The organism is Rhizobium viscosum (assembly GCF_014873945.1).
Classification (GTDB): Bacteria; Pseudomonadota; Alphaproteobacteria; order Rhizobiales; family Rhizobiaceae; genus Rhizobium; species Rhizobium viscosum.
In genome coordinates this window covers 1,885,610-1,902,715 of sequence record NZ_JADBEC010000001.1, presented here as the reverse complement: position 1 = coordinate 1,902,715, position 17,106 = coordinate 1,885,610, and the positions used below count along the sequence as shown (strand labels likewise).

Annotated in this window: 19 protein-coding genes; 14 read left to right on the top strand and 5 right to left on the bottom strand. The window is 57.9% G+C overall.

Going from position 1 to position 17,106, the window contains the following annotated elements; genetic code table 11:
* Positions 1-9: 9 nt before the first annotated feature.
* On the bottom strand, positions 10-546 hold the full coding sequence (hemJ, locus tag H4W29_RS09525; protein ID WP_192728706.1) for a protoporphyrinogen oxidase HemJ: 537 nt from the start codon (positions 544-546) through the stop codon (positions 10-12).
* Positions 546-1,583 carry a uroporphyrinogen decarboxylase gene (gene hemE / locus H4W29_RS09520; protein ID WP_192728705.1) on the bottom strand — a complete coding sequence of 346 codons (1,038 nt, stop codon included), beginning with the start codon at positions 1,581-1,583 and terminating at the stop codon, positions 546-548. Before hemE ends, hemJ begins: the two co-directional genes overlap by 1 nt.
* A gap of 402 nt (positions 1,584-1,985) precedes the next feature.
* Between hemE and H4W29_RS09515 the strand changes: the two genes are divergently transcribed.
* The 5 genes from H4W29_RS09515 to dnaQ are packed head-to-tail and all read left to right on the top strand — an operon-like array spanning position 1,986 to position 5,612.
* A complete protein-coding gene (locus H4W29_RS09515; RefSeq protein ID WP_192728704.1) occupies positions 1,986-2,807 on the top strand; it encodes a pyruvate, water dikinase regulatory protein in 822 nt (273 codons plus the stop codon).
* A gap of 35 nt (positions 2,808-2,842) precedes the next feature.
* Positions 2,843-3,442, top strand: a complete 600-nt coding sequence (locus tag H4W29_RS09510) for a Maf-like protein (protein WP_192728703.1) — start codon at positions 2,843-2,845, stop codon at positions 3,440-3,442.
* The gene (locus H4W29_RS09505) at positions 3,435-4,292 is read left to right on the top strand and encodes a shikimate dehydrogenase (RefSeq protein WP_192728702.1); all 858 of its coding nucleotides are present in this window, start codon (positions 3,435-3,437) and stop codon (positions 4,290-4,292) included. Before H4W29_RS09510 ends, H4W29_RS09505 begins: the two co-directional genes overlap by 8 nt.
* Positions 4,292-4,903 carry a dephospho-CoA kinase gene (gene coaE / locus H4W29_RS09500; RefSeq protein ID WP_192728701.1) on the top strand — a complete coding sequence of 204 codons (612 nt, stop codon included), beginning with the start codon at positions 4,292-4,294 and terminating at the stop codon, positions 4,901-4,903. Before H4W29_RS09505 ends, coaE begins: the two co-directional genes overlap by 1 nt.
* On the top strand, positions 4,896-5,612 hold the full coding sequence (dnaQ, locus tag H4W29_RS09495) for a DNA polymerase III subunit epsilon (RefSeq protein ID WP_192728700.1): 717 nt from the start codon (positions 4,896-4,898) through the stop codon (positions 5,610-5,612). Before coaE ends, dnaQ begins: the two co-directional genes overlap by 8 nt.
* A 59-nt stretch (positions 5,613-5,671) precedes the next feature.
* On the opposite strand, the gene secB is transcribed toward dnaQ, so the two are convergent.
* Positions 5,672-6,160: a protein-export chaperone SecB gene (gene secB, locus H4W29_RS09490; RefSeq protein WP_192728699.1), complete on the bottom strand. Its 489-nt coding sequence runs from the start codon at positions 6,158-6,160 to the stop codon at positions 5,672-5,674.
* A gap of 97 nt (positions 6,161-6,257) precedes the next feature.
* Positions 6,258-6,776, bottom strand: coding sequence for an FxsA family protein (locus H4W29_RS09485; RefSeq protein WP_192728698.1), 519 nt, complete (start codon positions 6,774-6,776; stop codon positions 6,258-6,260).
* A 126-nt stretch (positions 6,777-6,902) separates the two neighbouring features.
* Between H4W29_RS09485 and H4W29_RS09480 the strand changes: the two genes are divergently transcribed.
* The 5 genes from H4W29_RS09480 to gyrB all read left to right on the top strand — a co-directional run bounded on the left by H4W29_RS09480 (position 6,903) and on the right by gyrB (position 12,227).
* Complete coding sequence (locus H4W29_RS09480; RefSeq protein ID WP_192728697.1) at positions 6,903-7,607, top strand: Tim44/TimA family putative adaptor protein; 705 nt, start codon at positions 6,903-6,905, stop codon at positions 7,605-7,607.
* Entirely contained in the window at positions 7,600-8,715 is a 1,116-nt protein-coding gene (mltA, locus tag H4W29_RS09475) for a murein transglycosylase A (RefSeq protein WP_192728696.1), read from the top strand. The genes H4W29_RS09480 and mltA overlap by 8 nt, the downstream gene beginning before the upstream one ends.
* Positions 8,715-9,284, top strand: coding sequence for a Smr/MutS family protein (locus H4W29_RS09470; protein ID WP_192728695.1), 570 nt, complete (start codon positions 8,715-8,717; stop codon positions 9,282-9,284). Before mltA ends, H4W29_RS09470 begins: the two co-directional genes overlap by 1 nt.
* Positions 9,281-9,658: a helix-turn-helix domain-containing protein gene (locus tag H4W29_RS09465; protein ID WP_192728694.1), complete on the top strand. Its 378-nt coding sequence runs from the start codon at positions 9,281-9,283 to the stop codon at positions 9,656-9,658. The genes H4W29_RS09470 and H4W29_RS09465 overlap by 4 nt, the downstream gene beginning before the upstream one ends.
* A gap of 133 nt (positions 9,659-9,791) precedes the next feature.
* Positions 9,792-12,227, top strand: a complete 2,436-nt coding sequence (gyrB, locus tag H4W29_RS09460; protein WP_192728693.1) for a DNA topoisomerase (ATP-hydrolyzing) subunit B — start codon at positions 9,792-9,794, stop codon at positions 12,225-12,227.
* Between the two features lie 58 nt (positions 12,228-12,285).
* Here gyrB and H4W29_RS09455 read toward each other — a convergent pair whose 3' ends face one another.
* Positions 12,286-12,882 carry a nitroreductase family protein gene (locus H4W29_RS09455; protein WP_192728692.1) on the bottom strand — a complete coding sequence of 199 codons (597 nt, stop codon included), beginning with the start codon at positions 12,880-12,882 and terminating at the stop codon, positions 12,286-12,288.
* Between the two features lie 192 nt (positions 12,883-13,074).
* Here H4W29_RS09455 and H4W29_RS09450 point away from each other — a divergent pair, with 192 nt between their 5' ends.
* The 4 genes from H4W29_RS09450 to H4W29_RS09435 all read left to right on the top strand — a co-directional run bounded on the left by H4W29_RS09450 (position 13,075) and on the right by H4W29_RS09435 (position 17,025).
* Complete coding sequence (locus tag H4W29_RS09450) at positions 13,075-14,028, top strand: glutathione S-transferase family protein (protein ID WP_192728691.1); 954 nt, start codon at positions 13,075-13,077, stop codon at positions 14,026-14,028.
* A 92-nt stretch (positions 14,029-14,120) separates the two neighbouring features.
* Positions 14,121-14,963: a fumarylacetoacetate hydrolase family protein gene (locus tag H4W29_RS09445; RefSeq protein WP_192728690.1), complete on the top strand. Its 843-nt coding sequence runs from the start codon at positions 14,121-14,123 to the stop codon at positions 14,961-14,963.
* Positions 14,964-15,170: 207 nt separating this feature from the next.
* Complete coding sequence (locus H4W29_RS09440; RefSeq protein WP_192728689.1) at positions 15,171-16,445, top strand: polyhydroxyalkanoate depolymerase; 1,275 nt, start codon at positions 15,171-15,173, stop codon at positions 16,443-16,445.
* A 145-nt stretch (positions 16,446-16,590) separates the two neighbouring features.
* Entirely contained in the window at positions 16,591-17,025 is a 435-nt protein-coding gene (locus H4W29_RS09435) for a DUF2852 domain-containing protein (RefSeq protein WP_192728688.1), read from the top strand.
* Positions 17,026-17,106: the final 81 nt, after the last annotated feature.

The window sequence follows — 17,106 nt, the reverse complement described above, 5'->3', positions numbered from 1 at the left end:
TCCTGGGTCTCAAAAAGGTTTCACTACCACCAGGATGACGATGAGGATCATCAGTGCCGTTGGTGCCTCGTTCATGAAGCGCCAGTAACGCGCCGAGCGACGGTTTTCATCCCGTTCAAACGCCCGCACAGCTCTGCTGAAAAAGACATGGACGATGGTCAGGAGAACAACCAACCCGATCTTCGCATGCAGCCAGCCGCCGTGGAAACCATAGACCGACCAGGCGAGATACAGACCAAGGATCCAGGTCAGCATCATCGCCGGGTTCATAATGATCTTGAGCAGCCGCCGCTCCATCACCTTGAAGGTCTCGGATTGAACCGAACTAGGTTCTGCATCCGTGTGATAGATGAAAAGGCGGGGCATGTAGAAAAGCCCGGCCATCCACGAGATCACGGCGATGATGTGGAGGGCCTTGATCCAGAGATAAAGATTATCAGGATTCCAGACGAAGAGCCCGACAGCCAGAAGAGCGAAAAAGGCAAGAGCAAAATGAGCACGCCGGCGGGCATAGGCACCCGGCTTTTGATCCGTCTGTTTGTCCATCACGCAGACCCTCTGCCACGTACGCGTTCGACAAGAAGGCGTACATTCTCCGGATCCGCTTGCGGCGTGATGCCATGACCGAGATTGAAGATCAGCGGCCCGTTTCCGAGCGCCTGAAGAATATCGTCTATACCTTCCTCCAGCGAACGGCCGCCAGCCACGACACGCATTGGATCGAGATTGCCCTGCACTGGCCCGTCCTTCTGCAGCTCGGCCGCAAAGGCAAGAGGTACGGACCAGTCGAGCCCGATCGCATCTGCTCCGGTCTTCTGCCGGTAAGCCTTGAGCATGTAGCCCGCACCTTTGGCAAAGGCGATGATCCGCGCCTGCGGTCGCCGTGCCCTGATCGAAGCGATCATCCGCGCCACGGGACGGATTGCGAAAGCTTCAAATTCCTTCTCGCCGAGAACACCCGCCCAGGAATCGAAGATCTGCACCGCATCAGCGCCCGCATCGATCTGTGCCACGAGATAGTCGGCAGAAACATCCGCAATCAGCATCAGCAGGTGTTCGAAGGCGCGCGGATGCTTGTAGGCGAAGAGGCGAGCAGGCGCCTGATCCGGCGTGCCATGACCGGCAATCATATAGGTTGCAACCGTCCAGGGCGCGCCGCAGAAGCCAAGGAGGGTTGTCTCGTACGGCAGCTCATTCCTCAGACGCTTCACCGTCTCCAGGACCGGCTGCAGGTAATCGACAACACTTTCGCCATTCAGGCTGGCGATACCCGTCTCGTCGATCGGATCCATCTCAGGACCATGCCCCTCGGTAAAGCGCACATTGCGCTTCATCGCATCAGGGATGACCAGGATGTCGGAAAACAGGATGGCTGCATCAAAGCCATAGCGGCGTATCGGCTGAAGTGTGACCTCAACGGCATGATCAGGTGAATAACAGAGATCGAGGAAACTTCCCGCCTTCGCACGCGTTTCCCTGTACTCCGGCAGATAGCGACCTGCCTGTCTCATGAGCCAGAGGGGAGGAGGCGTCAGGATCTCACCGTCAAGAACCCGCATAATTTTCCGGCGCATTTCGCTCAAGCGCGTCTTCCCTATAAAAATCCAAAAATATTTTAAAAGGTTTCTATTTCTTAGAGTCGGTGTCTATCAAGGATTAAAATCCATCCACTGGCAGCGCGATTTGTCACGCGGACCGGGTTAGCCAGAATCGAGATCCGTGTATCTGCGCTTAAAACGGTAGGAAATCCGAATCCTAGAGAGATTCCAGAAGGTTCAAAGAATTCACTTTGTCATCTATCTTGTGGATAAGCTGTGCATCGTCTTGGGAAGCATGATCACTGTCCCCACACTCCACAAGCACTTCTGAGACAACTCTCAAAAATTCCGGATGTGGATAAGGAGGCATGTTTTCCCTTGCCTCGATCCCGGCCACGCCATTAGCTCTTCGCTGTCCAGTCTTTTCAACAGGCAGCGGAAAATAGCGTGGAGAACAGAACGAACTTCTTCCATCTGCATCTGATTTCTGACTCGACCGGCGAGACTCTGATCTCCGCCGGCCGTGCCGCCTCGGCTCAGTTCAAATCTTCTCAGCCGATCGAACACGTCTATCCGCTGATCAGAAACCGCAAGCAGTTGATGCCGGTGCTTCAGGCAATCGACAATGAACCTGGCATTGTTCTCTACACGATCGTCGATCCGGAGCTTGCCAGCATCATTGACGAACGCTGCGCGGAAATGGGCGTGGCCTCGGTCAATGTTCTGGAGCCGGTTATCGGCGCGTTCCAGATCTATCTCGGCGCTCCCTCCAGAAGGCGGGTAGGCGCTCAGCACGTGATGAATGCCGGCTACTTCGCGCGCATCGAAGCGCTGAATTTCACCATGGACCATGACGACGGTCAGATGCCGGAGGACTACAATGAAGCCGATGTCGTCATCGTCGGCATCAGCCGCACGTCGAAGACGCCGACCAGCATCTATCTCGCAAATCGTGGCATCAAGACTGCTAATATCCCGATCGTCTATGGCGTGCCTTTGCCCGAGGCATTGGCGACAGCGACCAAACCGCTGATCGTCTGCCTCATCGCCACCACGGATCGGATTTCTCAGGTTCGCGAAAATCGTCTGCTCGGATCAACACCGGGTTTCGACCGCGAGCACTATACCGACCGTGCAGCAATCTCGGAGGAGCTGAAATATGCACGCTCTCTTTGTGCCCGGCATAACTGGCCAATGATCGACGTCACCCGGCGCTCGATCGAGGAAACGGCAGCAGCGATCGTTGCCCTGCGCCCGAAGCTGCGTTAAGCGCTGAACAACTGAATCGCTCCCGAGGACCTGGGATGACACCAAAGCTCGTTCTCGCATCATCAAGCCCGTTCCGGCGGATGCTGATGGAAAATGCCGGCCTGGCCTTTGAAGCGCATGCCGCGCACATCGACGAACGGGCAATCGAGGCGCCTCTGGAAAAATCGGGCGCCACGCCCGATCAGGTGGCGCTTGTTCTTGCCGAAGCGAAGGCGGATGAGGTCAGCCGGCGCTTTTGTGGTGCGCTCGTCATCGGCTCGGACCAGACGATGTCGCTCGCCGCTCAGGTTTTTCACAAGCCGAAGGACATGGCAGAGGCAGCCAATCATCTGAGCGTGCTTGGCGGTAGAACACACCGGTTAAACAGCGCGATTGCGATTGTCAGAGATGGTGAAGTTTTATGGCAGCATGTGGCGCATGCGGAACTGACGATGCGTCCGCTGACCGATGATTTTATTGCGCGTCATCTAAAGCGCGTGGGACCAAAGGCTCTGGCAAGCGTCGGCGCCTATCAGCTTGAAGGGGAGGGGATCCAGCTGTTCGAGAAGATCGATGGAGATTATTTCACGATCCTCGGTCTGCCGATGTTGCCTCTCCTTACAAAACTCCGGGAACTGGATGCGATCGATGGATGATTCACGTGAAACACATAGGCCGAAAGCGTTTGTCACGGGCTTTCCCGTCAAACATTCGCGCTCACCATTGATCCACGGCTACTGGCTGAAGATGCTCGATCTGCCTGGCAGCTATCAAGCGCACGAGGTCGCCCCCGAAGGTTTTGCAGATTTCATCGTCTCGTTAAGGAACGGCAGTGCCGGTTTCGTTGGCGGTAATGTCACGATTCCGCATAAGGAGATGGCGTTCAAACTGGCCGACCAACCGGACGAACTTTCGGAAGAACTCGGCGCATCGAATACGCTATGGCTAGAGGATGGAAAACTTCTTGCGACCAACACGGACGGCCGCGGCTTTACCGCCAATCTCGATGAACGCCACCCCGGATGGGACCGGCATGACCGGGTCGTCGTCTTCGGTGCCGGCGGTGCAAGTCGCGCTGTCATTCAGGCGGTCCGCGACCGCGGCTTCAAAGAAATCCACGTCGTCAACCGTACAGTCGAGCGCGCGCAGGAACTGGCCGACCGCTTCGGCCCAAAGGTCCATGCGCATCCGACCGCAGCACTCGCCGAAGTATTGACCAGAGCAGGGCTGTTCATCAATACCACCTCTCTCGGCATGGACGGGGAGGCGGCACCCGCTATCGATTTCTCACCGATGCTTTCCGACGCGGTCGTTACCGATATCGTCTACGTGCCCTTGAAAACACCGATCCTCGCCCAGGCGGAAGAACAGGGATTTGCGATCGTCGATGGCCTCGGTATGCTCTTGCATCAGGCGGTACCGGGATTTGAAAAGTGGTTCGGCAGACGGCCTGTCGTCGATGAAACACTGCGAGCCCTCATCATCGCGGACATGGAAAAACACTGATGCTGAAGATCGGCCTTACCGGCTCTATCGGAATGGGCAAGTCGACGGCGGCGAAGCTCTTCGCTGAAGCCGGTGTCGCGGTCAACGATTCAGATGCTGTGGTGCATGATCTCTATGCGGGCGAGGCGGCACCTCTGGTCGATGCGGCTTTCCCCGGCACGATGAAAAACGGTGTTATCGACCGTCAGGAACTTGGTCGGCAACTCGCTCGAGATCCAGCTGGCTTCAAGCGGCTAGAAAAGATTGTTCATCCCCTGGTGCGCAAGCGGGAGAATGAATTTCTGGCACGGCAGAAAAAAGTAGGGACAGATATGGTGGTGCTCGACATCCCCCTGCTTTTCGAAACCGGCGCCGAGCAAAGAGTGGATGTCATTGTCGTTGTCAGCGCCGATCCACAGATTCAGCGGGAGAGGGTGCTTGCGCGCCCGAACATGACGGAAGAAAAATTCAATATGATTCTCTCCCGCCAGATGTCGGATGAGAAGAAACGCCGTCGGGCCGACTACATCGTGGATAGCAGCCACGCCATAGAGACGACGAGAGAACAGGTGGCAGATATCGTCGCCGACTTGAAGAAGCGGATAGCGAAGAAAGAAGTCCCACATGCGTGAGATCATTTTCGATACGGAAACCACCGGCCTCGACAACCGCATGGATCGCATCATCGAAATCGGCGGCATCGAACTCTTCAATCATTTTCCGACAGGAAGGACGCTTCACCTTTTCGTCAATCCGGGTGATCAGAAGGTTCACCCGGACGCGCTCGCCGTCCACGGCATCACCGACGAGTTTCTGAAGGACAAGCCGCCCTTTGCCGATGTCGTCGATAAGATTCTGGAATTCTTCGGCGACGGCAAGTGGATCGCCCACAACGCCACTTTCGACATGGGCTTCGTGAATGCCGAGCTTGCCAGGCTTGGCCAGCCGCCGATCCTGCCGGATCGCGTGATCGACACGCTCTCGCTTGCCCGCCGAAAGCATCCGATGGGACCGAATTCGCTCGACGCTCTCTGCCGCCGTTACGGCATCGACAACTCGCACCGTACCAAACACGGCGCTCTTCTCGACTCCGAACTTCTTGCCGAAGTCTATATCGAGATGATTGGCGGCCGGCAGGCCGCACTGGGGCTCGGCGTCGCAGGATCTGGGAGCCAGAACAAGGATAATGCCGAGGTGGAAGAAGTCGTGGTCGCTGCCATCATGGAGAGGCCGCGGACGCTGGCGCCGCGATTGAGCGAAGCGGAAGCCGAGGCTCATAACGCCCTGATCGCCAAACTCGGTCAAAAGGCCGTCTGGTCGAAATACGATCAGCTCAATTAAAAATAAAAATGCCCGGGCGAAACCCGGGCATTTGATTTTGAGTGCCTGTAAAGACCGGCTTAGTTCGGAACGGCCTGAACCTTGGAACGGGCCTGCTCTTCGGCAACGCGCTGTGCGAACATCTGCGCGAAATCGATCGGGTCGATCATCAGCGGCGGGAAACCACCGTTGCGGGTGACGTCAGCAATGATCTGGCGGGCAAACGGGAAGAGCATGCGCGGGCACTCGATGAAGAGAACCGGCAGCATGTGCTCCTGAGGGAAGCCGGCAACGCGGAAGACGCCGCCATAGACGAGCTCGGTATGGAAGACCGTCTTGTCGCCTTCCTTGGCTTCAGCGATCAGCGAAAGCACGACATCGAAATCCGTTTCGGACAGCGGATTGGCATTGACGTTCACATTGATGTTGATCGCCGGTGCCTTGTCGCGGGCCTGAAGGGAGCGGGGTGCGCCCGGGTTTTCGAAGGAAAGATCCTTGACGTACTGGGCAAGGATCGAAAGGGTCGGGCTCGCTGCGCCGTTGCCGTTGCTGTTGTTGTCGTCTGCCATGGGCTTTTCCTCGAGGGGCATTGGATGGTGCCGCCATCTAACATTTCGGGCAGGGGCTTACAACCCTGGGCCTCTAGGGCAGTTAACGTGCCTCAGCCTAGTCGCCGAGCCTTTTTCCGGACCAGGGTGACTTTTCGTTCGGTTGCCGATGATAGTCCTCTTCATCAAGATCGACCACCTTTGAATCGCCTGGCTTGCCCGACCGACTCTGAAAATCCGGACGCGAGGATGAGGAGAAGCCCCTGCTGCCGGGGTCGACGACAACGAAACGCTTTGCAATCGACCGCCAAAGCAGGTTTCGAACCTGCGGGATAAGAAGCAGGATCGCCAGTATATCCGAGAGAAAGCCCGGGATGATGAGGAGCAGCGCGGCGATTACGTTCATCGCCGGATTGAGCAATTCCCGTCCGGGCATGGTACCACTGCGCCCTTCGGCCGACATGCGACGCAGGATGCTGATACCTTGCCGGCGCAAGAGGAACGAGCCGAGGACAAAGCCCAGCATGACAAGCGCCAGCGTCGCGGCAAGTCCTACTGCGCGGCCGACAATCACGAAGCCCGCGATCTCGGCAAGCGGCAGAAGCAGCGCGAAAACCGGCAGCATGGAAAAACGCATTTCTTTCTCCCGGGTGCCCCGGGCTCCTCTTGGCACTGGCGAAGATACCAGCCATGATTTGAATCATTCGTATAGCCGGACTATATGGGGTTAGAAATCAGGGATGTTAACAGCGAACGGCGGGATATGAGTTCAAACGACTTCATCACATTATTTTTCTTGGTGGCGGCGGTGCTGATTTTCTTTCAGCTTCGGTCCGTTCTTGGACGCCGCACCGGAAATGAGAAGCCGCCGCGTGATCTCTATACGCCACGGGATGCCGCGCAGAACGATACGGCCGATGCCGGCAAGGTCGTAACCCTGCCGCGGCGCGATGTGAACGGGGAAGAGGAAGACCGTTTCTCTGCCATCGACGCTTTCGCACCGGCTGGCACGCCGCTGAACGAATCGCTGCGCGCGCTCAACAGAGCCGATGCCTCCTTCGACCCGAAGGAATTCTTGAATGGCGCCCGAATGGCCTACGAGATGATCGTCATGGCCTTTGCTGATGGCGACCGCAAGACGCTAAAGAACCTTCTCTCCAGAGAAGTCTATGACGGCTTCGACGCGGCGATCAGCGATCGCGAGAACAAGGGCGAGAAGATGAAGTCCACCTTCGTGGGCATCGACAAGGCCGAGATCACCCATGCCGAGACCAAGGGCAGTGAGGCGCAGATCACTGTACGTATCATCAGTCAGCTGATCTCTGCTACCTACGACAAGAACGACGCACTGATCGACGGCGATGCCGAAAATGTCGCCGAGGTCAACGATCTCTGGACCTTCGCTCGCGATACGCGATCGCGTGACCCCAACTGGAAACTCGTCGCGACCGAATCGGAACATGAGTGACACAGCCGGCTTCGCCCTTCAGGCAGTCAGTTTCGACGCATTGGAAGGCTGGAGGGATGACGATCCCTCCAGCCTTTTTGAAGTCATGGCTACCTGTCGCCGGCATATTTCCGGAACGAAACCTTATCGTACCGGCTCGCTGGGGCTGAGTTCAGGCGATCTCCTTCCGTTGCTGGAAGAAGCAGAGGCATTCCGTCCGTCTTCGGCGAACGAAGCACGTGCCTTTTTTGAAAGGAATTGTCAGGCATTCCGGATTGTCCGGGCCGACGGCGTCAGTGGTTTCGTTACCGCCTTCTACGAACCCGAAATCGAAGTTTCTGGCAGACAGGACGCGACCTACCGTTTTCCGATCTACCGGCGCCCGGACGACCTCATCGACCTCGATGATCAAAATCGTCCGGGCAAGCTCGATGGCTCCTACGCATTCGGGCGCTCGCGTGATAGGCTGATCGATGCCTATCCGGATCGTCGCGACATCGATCAGGGCTATCTCGAAGGCCGTGGTCTCGAGATCGCCTGGACGAGATCGAAGGTCGATCTTTTCTTTGTCCATGTGCAGGGCGCTGCCCGGCTGCGTTATCCGGATGGCAGACTTGGCCGCATCACCTACGCCGCAAAAGCCGGTCATCCATTTTCGGCGATCGGCAAGCTATTGATCGACCGGGGCGAGATCGACCGTACGAAAATTTCGATGCAGTCGATCCGTGCGTGGCTTGCCAGTCATCCGGACCAGATCGACGAAGTTCTCTGGCATAACCGGTCCTATATTTTCTTCCGGGAAGCGCCAGTCGACGATCCGAATGCAGGGCCGATCGCCGCCGCGAAGGTGTCGCTGCTCGCGGGGCGTTCGCTCGCCGTCGACCGCCTGATCCACACGTTCGGTTTTCCATTCTTCGTCCGCTCCGAAACCCTGACGCACCTTGATGCCGGTAAGCCGTTTCAACGGCTGATGCTGGCGCTGGATACCGGTTCGGCAATTGTCGGTCCCGCTCGCGGCGACATTTTCACCGGTTCGGGCTATGATGCAGGAGAGTTGGCGGGGACGGTACGCAATGATGCCGATTTCGCAATTCTCATCCCCAATGCCGCTGCAGCGAGGTTCCTCTGATGGCGAAGGACCGCAAGCTCAGCTCAGATGAGAGAATCCTCTGGGGCAGGGTCGCCCGCAGCACCCGGCCCATGCCCGGCAAGACCGATGAACTGACTGCGCTTGACGCCTTCCTGGCGGAGGCCGAAGCGGCTGCTGAACAGGAAAAGGCGGAAAAGCAGAAAACGGCTATACCGCTTCCGCAGCAACCGGCAATGCAGGCGCCCGTAAAACAGCCATCGGGCGTCCACCATCCACTGGAGCGGCCGGTCAAGCGCAAGATCGCCAAGGGCAAGCTGGCGCTGGAAGCGCGGATCGATCTTCACGGCATGGTCCAGAGCGAAGCGCATTCCTTCCTGCTCGATTTCCTGATCCGCGCGCATGAACGCGGCATGCGGCATGTTCTCGTCATTACAGGCAAAGGCAGTTCCATGGGCAGCGAAGGCGCCTTGAAGCGCGCTGTGCCGCTGTGGTTCTCCAAGCCGGAATTCCGTTTTCTAATTTCGTCCTATGAACCAGCCGCCCACCATCATGGTGGCGCCGGCGCCCTCTATATCCGCCTATCCCGGCGTGCCGGGGAAACATCGTGACGCCGTTTGCCGAAGCAGTTCGCAAGCTGCGCGCCCGCAAGGGCGTGACGCAGAAACAGATGGCTGCGGCGCTCAATGTTTCGCCCGCCTATCTCTCGGCGCTCGAGCACGGAAAGCGCGGCGTGCCGAGCTTCGATCTGCTGCAGCGCATCGCCGGCTATTTCAACATCATCTGGGATGAGGCCGAGGAACTCTTCCTCGTTGCTAGCTCTTCCGATCCGCGTGTGGTCGTCGATACTTCGGGGCTGCCGCCCGAATACACCGAATTTGCCAATCGCCTGGCCAAGCGAATCCGCAGCCTTGACAGCGGCGACATCGCCCGGTTATCGGCGCTTCTTGAAAATGGCGGCAAAGTGGACGGAAAAGCGTCATAATCCCCTGATTTATGCCTTGTTTTAGGGCCTTGCCATTGGGAACTCGCTGCAAAAAACCTATATTCGACATTGAAAAAGCCGGTGATTCGCAAGGCGCGCCGTTGCTGACGACAACAGGGAAAATCTCGACAGAATGACCGATGCACCCGCGACGGAAAACGGCGTAAACACCGAATATGGCGCAGACTCCATCAAGGTCCTGAAGGGCCTCGATGCCGTGCGCAAACGCCCCGGCATGTATATCGGCGATACCGACGATGGCTCGGGCCTCCACCACATGGTCTATGAAGTCGTCGATAACGCGATCGATGAAGCGTTAGCCGGTCACGCGGACATAGTCACCGTTTCGCTCAATCCGGATGGCTCTGTGACCGTGACGGATAACGGCCGCGGCATTCCGACCGATATTCACAGCGGCGAAGGCGTTTCGGCAGCTGAAGTCATCATGACCCAGCTCCATGCCGGCGGTAAGTTCGACCAGAATTCCTACAAGGTTTCGGGCGGTTTGCATGGCGTCGGCGTTTCGGTCGTCAATGCACTCTCCGTCTGGCTGAAATTGAAGATCCGTCGCCAAGGCAAGATCCACGAGATGAGCTTCACCCATGGTGTCGCGGATGCCCCTCTGAAGGTAACAGGCGAAGCCGGCAACGAGACCGGCACGGAAGTGAGCTTCATGCCGAGCTCAGGAACCTTCACGATGACGGAGTTCGACTACGGCACGCTCGAGCACCGCCTGCGCGAACTCGCCTTCCTCAACTCCGGCGTCCGCATTCTGCTGACGGACAAGCGTCACTCCGACATCAAGCAGGAAGAGATGGTCTATGACGGAGGTCTCGAAGCCTTTGTTTCCTATCTCGACCGTGCCAAGAAGCCGCTTGTCGAAAAGCCCGTCGCGATCCGCGGCGAGAAGGATGGCATCACCGTCGAGGTGGCCATGTGGTGGAACGACAGCTATCACGAGAACGTGCTTTGCTTCACCAACAACATCCCCCAGCGCGATGGCGGCACGCATATGGCCGGCTTCCGTGCCGCATTGACGCGTCAGGTCGTTTCCTATGCCGATAATTCCGGCATTACGAAAAAGGAAAAGGTGACGCTGCAGGGCGAAGATTGTCGCGAAGGTCTGACCGCAGTCCTGTCGGTTAAGGTACCGGATCCAAAATTCTCATCGCAGACGAAAGACAAACTTGTTTCGTCGGAAGTTCGCCCTGTCGTCGAAAGTCTCGTCAATGAGGCCTTGAATACCTGGTTCGAAGAACATCCGAGCGAAGCCAAGATTCTCGTCGGTAAGGTCGTTGAGGCCGCTGCCGCCCGTGAAGCCGCCCGCAAGGCGCGCGAACTGACGCGCCGCAAGGGTGCGCTCGATATCGCCTCGCTGCCCGGCAAGCTCGCCGACTGCTCGGAACGCGATCCGGCCAAGTCTGAAGTCTTCCTCGTCGAGGGTGACTCGGCAGGCGGTTCTGCAAAACAGGGGCGCTCGCGCGAAAATCAGGCGATCCTGCCGCTGCGCGGCAAGATCCTGAACGTCGAACGTGCCCGCTTCGATAAGATGCTGTCGAGCCAGGAAATCGGCACACTCATCACCGCGCTTGGCACCGGCATCGGCAAGGATGAGTTCAATGCCGAGAAGCTGCGCTACCACAAGATCATCATCATGACGGATGCCGACGTCGACGGCGCCCACATCCGTACGCTGTTGCTCACTTTCTTCTTCCGGCAGATGCCGGAACTGATCGAGCGCGGCCATCTCTATATCGCCCAGCCACCACTCTACAAGGTCTCGCGCGGCAAGTCGGTCCAGTACGTCAAGAACGAAAAAGCGCTGGAAGATTATCTGATCGGCCAGGGTCTGGAAGATGCGGCGTTGAAGCTCGCCAGCGGCGAAGTCCGTGTCGGCCAGGATCTGAATGAAGTCATTCACGATGCCCTGCGCCTGCGCGCGCTGCTCGACAACCTGCATTCGCGCTACAATCGTGCGGTCGTCGAACAGGCGGCAATCGCCGGCGCGCTCAATGCCGAAACCGTCAGCAATGCCGAGCGCGCCCAGGAGCTGGCAACCGAGGTGGCCAAGCGTCTCGACATCATCGCCGAGGAAACCGAGCGCGGTTGGGAAGGCAGCCTCACCAGCGAGGGCGGTATCCGCCTCGAGCGCATGGTTCGCGGCGTCAAGGAAGTCATCGTACTCGACATGGCGCTGATCGGTTCCCAGGATGCCCGCCTTATCGATCAGCTGACCCCACGCATGAAGGAAATCTATCAGACGCCGCCGGCGTTGAGCCGGCGTGATGGCGATGTCGAAATTTCCGGCCCGCGTGCTCTTCTCGATGCGATTTTCGCCAGCGGCCGCAAGGGCCTGACGATGCAGCGCTATAAGGGTCTCGGCGAAATGAATGCCGAGCAGCTCTGGGAAACGACGCTCGATCCGAACGTTCGCTCGCTGCTGCAGGTCAAGGTCAACGATGCAACCGATGCCGACGGCCTCTTTGCCCGCCTGATGGGCGATGAAGTCGAGCCTCGGCGCGAATTCATCCAGGACAATGCGCTGAGCGTCGCAAACCTCGATATCTGACCGAACCGGTCACGAAAAAGCCCCGCAGCCATCCGGCTTGCGGGTTTTTATTTTGCGATCAATCGTTGCCGATGAAATGGCCGTTGAAGACGACCTCCGAGAGCGGCTTGCGCTGGCTCGGGAATTCGCGCTCGCGGTTGCGCTCGGAAAGGGTGTTCTTATCGGCGATGCGGCCGACGGCAATACCGGCTTCGACGCGGTAGCCATCGGGAACACTAAGCTTTTCCTTGATCTCGTCATGCTTGATGCCGCCCATGCCATGGGCATAGAAGCCGGAAATACGGGCCTGCATGGCAAGATGGCCCCAGGCTGTGCCGGCATCGAAAGAGTGCGTATAGCTTGACCGTCCCTCGCTGCGAGCGCCGTTGAAGCTGCGCGAGACCACGAAGATCAGTGCCGAGGCATTCTTCGCCCATTCCTGGTTGGAATCGACGAGCAGGCTCACGAATTCTTCCCAGTGCTCGGAGCCTTTCAATGCATAAAGGAACCGCCAGGGCTGCATATTCGAGGAGGATGGCGCCCAGTGCGCGGCGTCGAGCAGGGTCAGAAGCTGGGTTTCTTCGATAATCTCGCCGGTAAAGGCGCGTGGTGACCAACGCTCGAGAAACATCGGATCGATGGGATATTCGGATTCGCGGCAGTTGGCTTTCGTCATAGTGGCTTCCGGAAGTTGGCGATGGACGGGGATTCCATTGCGGAGATCACTTAAGTGATATTTCCGTGCTCGCCTGCTTGGCAAGCACAGTTTGGTCGCGGCCAGTGCACAATCTGTTTCCAGAAACGGATCTTACGCGCGCGAAGAACTGCCGGTAAAGCAGCGTCAAATCCGGTTGGCAGGAGATGCGGGATGCTGGTGAATGGGAAATGGACCGAGGACTGGCAGCCGGTCCAGGCCAAAGATGAAAAGGGTGGTTTCGTCCGCCAGACATCCAGCTTCCGCAACTGGGTGACGCCTGACGGCAGCGCTGGCCCGACGGGTGAGGGTGGTTTTGCCGCTGAAGCTGGCCGCTATCATCTCTATGTGGCCTATATCTGCCCCTGGGCTTCGCGCACGCTGATTGGCCTCAAGCTCAGGGGTCTAGAGGACGTCATCTCGGTTTCGATCGTCGAGCCGACACTCAGCAAGCAGGGCTGGCGTTTCGGCGATTATCCCGGTGCTACCGCCGATGACCTAAACGGCGCCGCCTACATGCATGAGATCTACACGAAAGCGGATTCAGGCTTTACCGGGCGCGCGACGGTGCCGGTTCTCTGGGACAAGAAGCGCGGCACCATCGTGAATAACGAATCCTCCGATATTCTGCGCATGCTGAACACCGGTTTTGGCGATCTTGCCCATGGTGACATTGATCTCTATCCGTCCGCTCTGCATAATGAAATCGATGCCTTCAACGAGCGCATCTATCCGTCCCTGAACAACGGTGTTTACCGTACCGGCTTTGCGACGACCCAGATCGCCTATGAAGAGGCTTTTGCTGAGGTTTTCGCGTGCCTCGACTGGATTGAACCTCAGTTCGAAGGACGCAGCTTTCTCTTTGCCGAGCATCCGACGGAGGCCGATATCCGCCTGTTTGTCACGCTAGTGCGTTTCGATGTCGCCTACCACGGTCTCTTCAAATGCAATCTGCGGCGTCTATCCGACTACGCCAACCTCAAGTCTTTCTGCCGGCGGATGCTGGATTGGCCCGGCATCGCCGAGACCGTGAATTTCGATCACATCAAGCGCGGCTATTATTCGATCGAGAGCCTCAATCCCACGCGGATCGTTCCGGTCGGACCGCAGCTTGCCGAAATTTTCTAGCCGCGCGTACCGCTTCCGCGGAAAGTCATAATGACACCGATGAATAATTCGTTCATAGGTGGCGCACCCCGCTTTCCATGAGGAGGATATTCATGAAGCTGATGCGCGTTGGAGAAGCTGGCCGCGAAAAGCCGGCCCTGCTCGATGCCGATGGCAAGATCCGCGACCTTTCTGCCCATGTCGCCGATATCGGCGGCGAGGCGATCACGCCGGCAGGTCTTGCAAAGATCGCCGCCCTTGATCCGAAGAGCCTGCCGGAACTGGCGCCCAGCCGTATCGGCGCCTGTGTTGCCGGCACCGGCAAGTTCATCTGCATCGGCCTGAATTACTCCGACCATGCGGCTGAAACCGGCGCGACCGTGCCGCCCGAACCCGTCATTTTCATGAAGGCGACCTCGGCGATCGTCGGCCCGAACGACAATGTCCAGATCCCGCGCGGTTCCGAAAAGACCGACTGGGAAGTCGAGCTCGGTGTCGTTATCGGCAAGACCGCGAAATATGTCAGCGAGGCCGAAGCGCTGGATTACGTTGCTGGTTATTGCGTTTCCGACGACGTCTCCGAGCGCGCCTTCCAGACCGAGCGCTCGGGCCAGTGGACCAAGGGTAAGTCCTGCGACACCTTCGGCCCGATCGGCCCGTGGCTCGTCACTAAAGACGAAGTTGCCGATCCGCAGAACCTCGGCATGTGGCTCAAGGTCAACGGCCAGACGATGCAGAATGGTTCCACGAAAACCATGGTTTATGGTGTTGCGTTCATCGTGTCGTATCTCAGCCAGTTCATGTCCCTGCATCCGGGCGACGTTATCTCTACGGGTACACCTCCGGGTGTCGGCATGGGTATGAAGCCGCCGCGCTTCCTAAAGGACGGCGATGTCGTCGAACTCGGTATCGAAGGTCTTGGCACTCAGAAGCAGCTCTTCGTAGCGGATCGTTAACTGTTTTTCCTGCTGAAAAGCTTAAACTTTGTGCACCAAGATAATGCCGGGGATCAATTTTCCGGCATTTTTCTTTCGGACTGTAATGTTATGTTGCTGTGCAACAAAAACCTGTTAGCCTACGTTGATGTGCCAGCGTTAACGGAAAGAGTCCGGTGCCCTTCAATTGGCGCCGTCTTTGCCGGATAGAGAAAGGTGGCGCCCTTCATGTTTTACCAGCTTTATGAATTGAATCATGCAGCGTTGGCCCCCTTCCGCGCTGCAGCCGATATGATGCGTTTTGCCTGTGCCAATCCGCTGAATCCCTTCTCGCAGACACCGCTCGGCCGCACCATTTCGGCCAGCCTCGAAATGTTCGAGCGCACGACGCGCCGCTACGGCAAGCCGGAATTTGGGCTCAATGCGACCGTCATCGACGGCAAGAAGGTTGCGGTTCGCGAGGAAGTGGTCTGGACGCGCTCCTTCTGCAGTCTCCTGCATTTCTCCCGCGATGTGCCGGCCGGCCATAGCGGCGACCCGCGCATCCTCATCGTCGCACCCATGTCCGGCCACTATGCGACGCTGCTGCGCGGCACTGTCGAAGCTCTTTTGCCGAGCGCCGATATCTATATTACCGACTGGGTCGATGCGCGCATGGTGCCGATGACGGAGGGTACCTTCGACCTTTCCGATTACATCGACTACGTCATCGAGATGCTGCATTTCCTCGGCCATGACACGCATGTCATCGCAGTCTGTCAGCCCTCCGTGCCGGTCCTCGCTGCTGCCGCTATCATGGAAGAGGCCAAGGATCCGCTGGCCCCGTCGTCCATGACGCTGATGGGTGGCCCGATCGATACTCGTATCAATCCGACGGCCGTCAACAAGCTTGCCAAGGAGCGCCCGCTCGAATGGTTTGCCGATAACGTCATCATGAACGTACCCTGGCCGCAGCCGGGCTTTATGCGTCCTGTCTATCCGGGTTTCCTGCAGCTTTCCGGCTTCATGTCGATGAACCTCGACCGTCACCTGATCGCCCACAAGGAGTTCTTCATGCATCTCGTGAAGAACGACGGCGAACCGGAAAAGCACCGCGATTTCTACGATGAATATCTCGCCGTCATGGACCTCACCGCGGAATTCTATCTGCAGACAGTCGAGCAGGTCTTCATGAAACACGCGCTGCCGAAGGGCGAGTTGATGCATCGCGGCAAGCGCGTTGACCCCGCTGCGATCCGTAATGTGGCTTTGCTGACGGTCGAAGGCGAGAACGACGATATCTCCGGCGTCGGCCAGACTCAGGCTGCGCAGGCCATCTGTGTAAACATCCCTGAGGAGATGCGCATGCATTACTTGCAGCCGGATGTCGGCCACTATGGCGTCTTCAACGGTTCTCGCTTCCGACGCGAGATCGCGCCTCGCATCGTCAGCTTCACGCGCCAGCATTCTCGTGCAAAAAAGCCGCCGGTTCAGCGCGTCATCAAGGGCGGTAGATCGGCGTGAGTTAGAAAACGCTGATTTAGTTTCATCGATTCAAGGCCTTGTCCGATTTAACCTGAAATCGTCTTGAAGGCCGGTTCTGCGGTAACCATTTGGTTTTTCAGCACTCGGCATCGTGTCGGGTGCTGGAACGCGAGGATACCGCACGATGAACCAGTCAGCATTGCTTCGGCCGGATTGGACTCCGGCTACCGTTGCCTTGATGATCCTCGGCTTCATGGTTTTCTGGCCTCTGGGGCTGGCCATGCTTGCCTATATCATCTTCGGCGAGCGGCTGCGTGGCTTCAAGCGTGACGTCAACCAGGCAACGGATGGCTTCTTTGCAGGCTGCCGCCGTTCGCACGGCCGTCACCGCCCGCATTTCTCGACGGGCAATGTCGCCTTCGACGATTGGCGCAAGGCCGAGCTCGATCGGATCGAGGAGGAGCGCCGCAAGCTCGATGAAATGCGTGAGGAATTCGATTCCTACCTGCGCGAGCTTCGCCGCGCCAAGGATCAGGAAGAATTCGACCGCTTCATGCGCGAGCGCAAGAACGGCAAACGCGACGACAATGGTCCGGTCGCCGAATACCAGACGCCGTAAGGCATGATCACGGAAAATCTACGGCCGGCATCGAATACGATGCCGGTTTTTCTTTGCCCGGATTTCCCCCGAATCGTATAG